The sequence below is a fragment of the Methylobacterium sp. WL116 genome, from assembly GCF_008039455.1.
Taxonomy (GTDB): Bacteria; Pseudomonadota; Alphaproteobacteria; order Rhizobiales; family Beijerinckiaceae; genus Methylobacterium.
In genome coordinates this window covers 1-3905 of the sequence record NZ_VRUV01000435.1, presented here as the reverse complement: position 1 = coordinate 3905, position 3905 = coordinate 1, and the positions used below count along the sequence as shown (strand labels likewise).

Below are 3905 nucleotides of genomic sequence, written 5' to 3'. Positions count from 1 at the left end.
GGGCCGTCCGCGGCGGGCTGGACGCCCGCGGCGTCGGGCTGAGCGGCGGTGCCGCCCGGTGTCACGGGTTGGGTCATCGGGTGCGATCGAGGCTCATCAAGCCTGCACGGCGTTTCGCGGTGTGGCGCATCGAGGGTCCCACCGGAGGATGCGACCGGGAACGCGAATGCCGGGCCACGGCGACCGCTGGGCCTGCCGCTCACGGAATCTCGGCGCCCTGCTATCACGCCCCCGTGCGGGCGGGAACAGGGAGGTTTCGGGGAACGGGCGTCCCTCCGCCCGACCGGTCTCGGGCTCGCCCGGGACCCGCACCTTACATGTGCCCAAGCCGGGGTGTGCCCGACTGGGGTGCGGGGGAGGGGGAGGCGCGGCGGTGCTACTCCGCGGCGTTGCGGGCGCCCTGGCCGAAGCGGCGCTCGATGTAGTCGATCACCACCGTCTCGAAGTCCTTGGCCAGCGTCGCGCCGCGCAAGGTCATCGCCTTCTTGCCGTCGATGAAGACCGGCGCGGTCGGGGTCTCGCCGGTGCCGGGGAGCGAGATGCCGATGTCGGCATGCTTCGATTCGCCGGGGCCGTTGACGATGCAGCCCATCACCGCGACGTTCAGGCCTTCGACGCCCGGATAGGTCTTCTTCCACTCCGGCATCGAGGTGACGATCCAGTTCTGGATGTCGCGGGCGAGCTCCTGGAACGTGGTCGAGGTGGTGCGGCCGCAGCCGGGGCAGGCCGCCACCATCGGCACGAAGGTGCGGAAGCCCATGGTCTGCAGCAGTTCCTGGCTGGCCTTCACCTCGACGGTGCGGTCGCCGCCGGGCTCCGGCGTCAGCGAGTAGCGGATCGTGTCGCCGATGCCTTCCTGCAGCAGCACGCCGATGGCGGCCGAGGCGGCGACCAGGCCCTTCGAGCCCATGCCGGCCTCGGTCAGCCCGAGGTGGATCGCGTAGTCCGAGCGGCGCGCGACCTCTCGGTAGACCGCGATCAGGTCCTGCACCGCTGAGACCTTGGCGGAGAGGATGATGCGGTCCTTCGGCAGGCCGAGCTCCACGGCGCGCTCGGCCGAGGACAGCGCAGACTGCACCATCGCCTCGCGCATCACCGCGCGGGCGTCGATCGGCCGGGGCAGCCGGGCGTTCTCGTCCATCAGGTGGGTGAGCAGCGCCTCGTCGAGCGAGCCCCAGTTCGCGCCGATGCGCACCGTCTTGCCGTAGCGGATCGCCTGCTCGATGATGGTCGAGAACTGGACGTCCTTCTTCTCCTTGAAGCCGACGTTGCCCGGGTTGATCCGGTACTTCGCCAGCGCCTCGGCGCAGGCAGGGTGATCGGAGAGCAGCTTGTGGCCGATGTAGTGGAAGTCGCCGACCAGCGGCACGTGGCAGCCGATGCGGTCCAGGCGCTCGCGCACCTTCGGGACGGCGGCGGCGGCCTCGTCGCGGTCGACGGTGATGCGCACCAGCTCCGAGCCGGCCCGCGCCAGCTGCGCGACCTGCGCCACCGTGGCGTCGATGTCGGCGGTGTCGGTGTTGGTCATCGACTGGACGACGACCGGTGCTCCGCCGCCGACGGTCACCGCGCCCTCGCCCTGGCCGACGCGCACCCCGACGGTGCGATGCCGCGGGGCCGGCCCGGCGATCTCCGGTCCGGTCAGGCCCGCGGCCTGCGCGGCGAGCGGGTTCTGGTCGAGGCTGGCGGCTTGCATGGCTTCCATCGTGGACCTTCGTTCAAGGCCTTGTGTTTCGCGACGTCGCGATCGGCCGGCGGCTGCGCGCAGCACGCCATCAGCTTGCACGGTCGATCGTTTAGCTGCGATTGACGCGGGACCGCGTCAATCCTGCGGCGATGCATGTCTGCACCGCGCGTGTCATGTCGCATCCGCCCCGCGATGTCGAGTTCGCGCAGGCCACGGCCCGGCGCGATCGTGCCGACCCCGCCTCGGATAAGCGTTGTCCGCCAACGGGATCGTGCTCGCCCGCCCCGGACCTCGCGCGCGCTCCGGTCGCGTCGCGCTTGCCGGGCCGCCGCCGTCCACCGCGCCGATTCGCGGAACCGCGACGCACCGGGCGCGCTTGCGCCGCCGCCGCGTCCGTAGAAAAATGCTGCGATGCGGCCTTTGATACCGCAGTGCAACAATCCATGTTGAGGCGATGATGACGCCGACTTCGCAGCCCTGCACCGATCGTCCCGAGCCCGGCAACCCGGTCACCGCCGTGCCCGGGCCGGTCTCCGACGGCATCGCCGACCGTCCCTCCGCCCACCCCTCGCATCACGTGCTCGCGGGGCCGCGGGCGGAGAAGAACGTCGCCCTGGCGCTGCAGGGCGGCGGCGCGCACGGCGCCTTCACCTGGGGCGTCCTCGACGCGCTGATCGAGGACGGGCGCCTCGGCTTCGAGGCGGTCACCGGGGCGAGCGCCGGCGCGATGAACGCCGTGGTGATGATCGACGGCTGGCTGAAGGACGGCCCCGAGGGCGCCCGCGCCGGGCTCGAGCGGTTCTGGCGCGAGGTCAGCCTCGACGGCGACTTCTCGCCGGGCCAGCGCAGCCTGTTCCACGGGATGTTCGGCGCGCTGAAGGGCAACCCGGTGATCGAGTTCTGGTCGAAGGTGCTGACGCCGAGCCCCTACGTCTCGAACCCGCTCAACATCAACCCGCTGCGCAAGGCGCTCGCCGCCCAGGTCGATTTCGAGCGCCTGCGCGAGGCGAGCACGGCCGGCGTCTTCGTCTCGGCCACCAACGTCTGGACCGGCAAGCTCGCGGTGTTCGAGCGCGAGCGCCTCACCGTCGACCACCTGATGGCCTCGGCCTGCCTGCCGACCGTGTTCCAGGCCGTCGAGATCGACGGCGTGCCCTACTGGGACGGCGGCTACCTCGGCAACCCGCCGCTCTATCCCCTGCATCGCGGCGCCGTGACCCGCGACATCCTCCTGGTGCAGATCAACCCGGTCGAGCGCCGCGAGACCCCGCGGACCGAGCGGGAGATCCAGGACCGGCTGAACGAGATCACCTTCAACGCCAACCTGATGCGCGAGCTGCGCGCGATCGACTTCGTCGACGGGCTGATCGAGGAGGGCGTGCTCGGCCAGGGCCAGTACCAGCGGGTGCTGGTCCACCGCATCGACGGCACCGACGCGCTCGACGCCTACAATGCCGGCTCCAAGCTCGACGCGCGCTGGCGCGTGTTCCAGCGCCTGCGCGACAAGGGCCGCCACGCGGCGCAGGCCTGGCTCGCCGAGAACTACGAGAAGATCGGCCGCGACTGCTCGCTCGACCTGCAGCAGGCGTACCAGTAAGCCGAGCGCGGCGGGCCGCGTGCGCCGGCGCACCCGACCCTTCGGGCACGCCGGCGCGCGGACGGATTAAATCCGCGCGCCGCTCCGTTAGCGTTCCATGATCGCCGACAAGACCAAGCGCCCCGACATCGTCGACCTCCTGGTGCCGTTGCGGCGCTATGCGCGCTCGCTCACCCGCGACACCCTGCGGGCGGACGACCTCGTGCACGACACGCTCGTGCGGGCGCTGGAGGCGGAAGGCAGCCTCCGGCCGAACACCAACCTGCGCACCTGGATGATGACGGTGCTGCACAACGTCTTCATCGACGACCAGCGCCGCAAGCGCGTCGAGACGCGCCACGCCGACGTGCTGGTGCAGATGCACGAGGAGGTGGCGCTGCCGGCCCAGGAGGGGCAGGTGCGCCTCGCCCAGATCCGGCGCGCCTTCCTGACGCTCCCCGAGGAGCAGCGCGCCGCCCTCCATCTCGTCACCCTCGAAGGCATGGCCTACGCCGACGCCGCGGCGGTGCTCGGCATCCCGATCGGCACGCTGATGTCGCGCCTCGGCCGCGGCCGGGCGGCGTTGCGCGCTTTCGAGGAGGGCGAGGGCGCCGCGCGGGAGAACGCCGCGCGGAAGGGCGC

General features: G+C 71.6%; 3 protein-coding genes. 2 read left to right on the top strand and 1 reads right to left on the bottom strand.

The window, feature by feature from the left end; translation table 11 throughout:
• Positions 1–376: 376 nt before the first annotated feature.
• Positions 377–1696, bottom strand: coding sequence for a flavodoxin-dependent (E)-4-hydroxy-3-methylbut-2-enyl-diphosphate synthase (gene ispG / locus FV223_RS22215; protein ID WP_147729028.1), 1320 nt, complete (start codon positions 1694–1696; stop codon positions 377–379).
• A 445-nt stretch (positions 1697–2141) separates the two neighbouring features.
• Between ispG and FV223_RS22210 the strand changes: the two genes are divergently transcribed.
• Both FV223_RS22210 and FV223_RS22205 read left to right on the top strand, forming a co-directional pair.
• Entirely contained in the window at positions 2142–3284 is a 1143-nt protein-coding gene (locus tag FV223_RS22210) for a patatin-like phospholipase family protein (RefSeq protein WP_147729027.1), read from the top strand.
• A gap of 97 nt (positions 3285–3381) precedes the next feature.
• Positions 3382–3905, top strand: a 524-nt coding sequence (locus FV223_RS22205) for a sigma-70 family RNA polymerase sigma factor (protein WP_147729026.1), incomplete at its 3' end; no start/stop codon positions are given.

Coding starts and splice junctions, on each gene's coding strand:
- ispG (WP_147729028.1), bottom strand. CDS start 1,696: ATGCAAGCCGCCAGCCTCGACCAGAACCCGCTCGCCGCGCAGGCCGCG.
- FV223_RS22210 (WP_147729027.1), top strand. CDS start 2,142: ATGATGACGCCGACTTCGCAGCCCTGCACCGATCGTCCCGAGCCCGGC.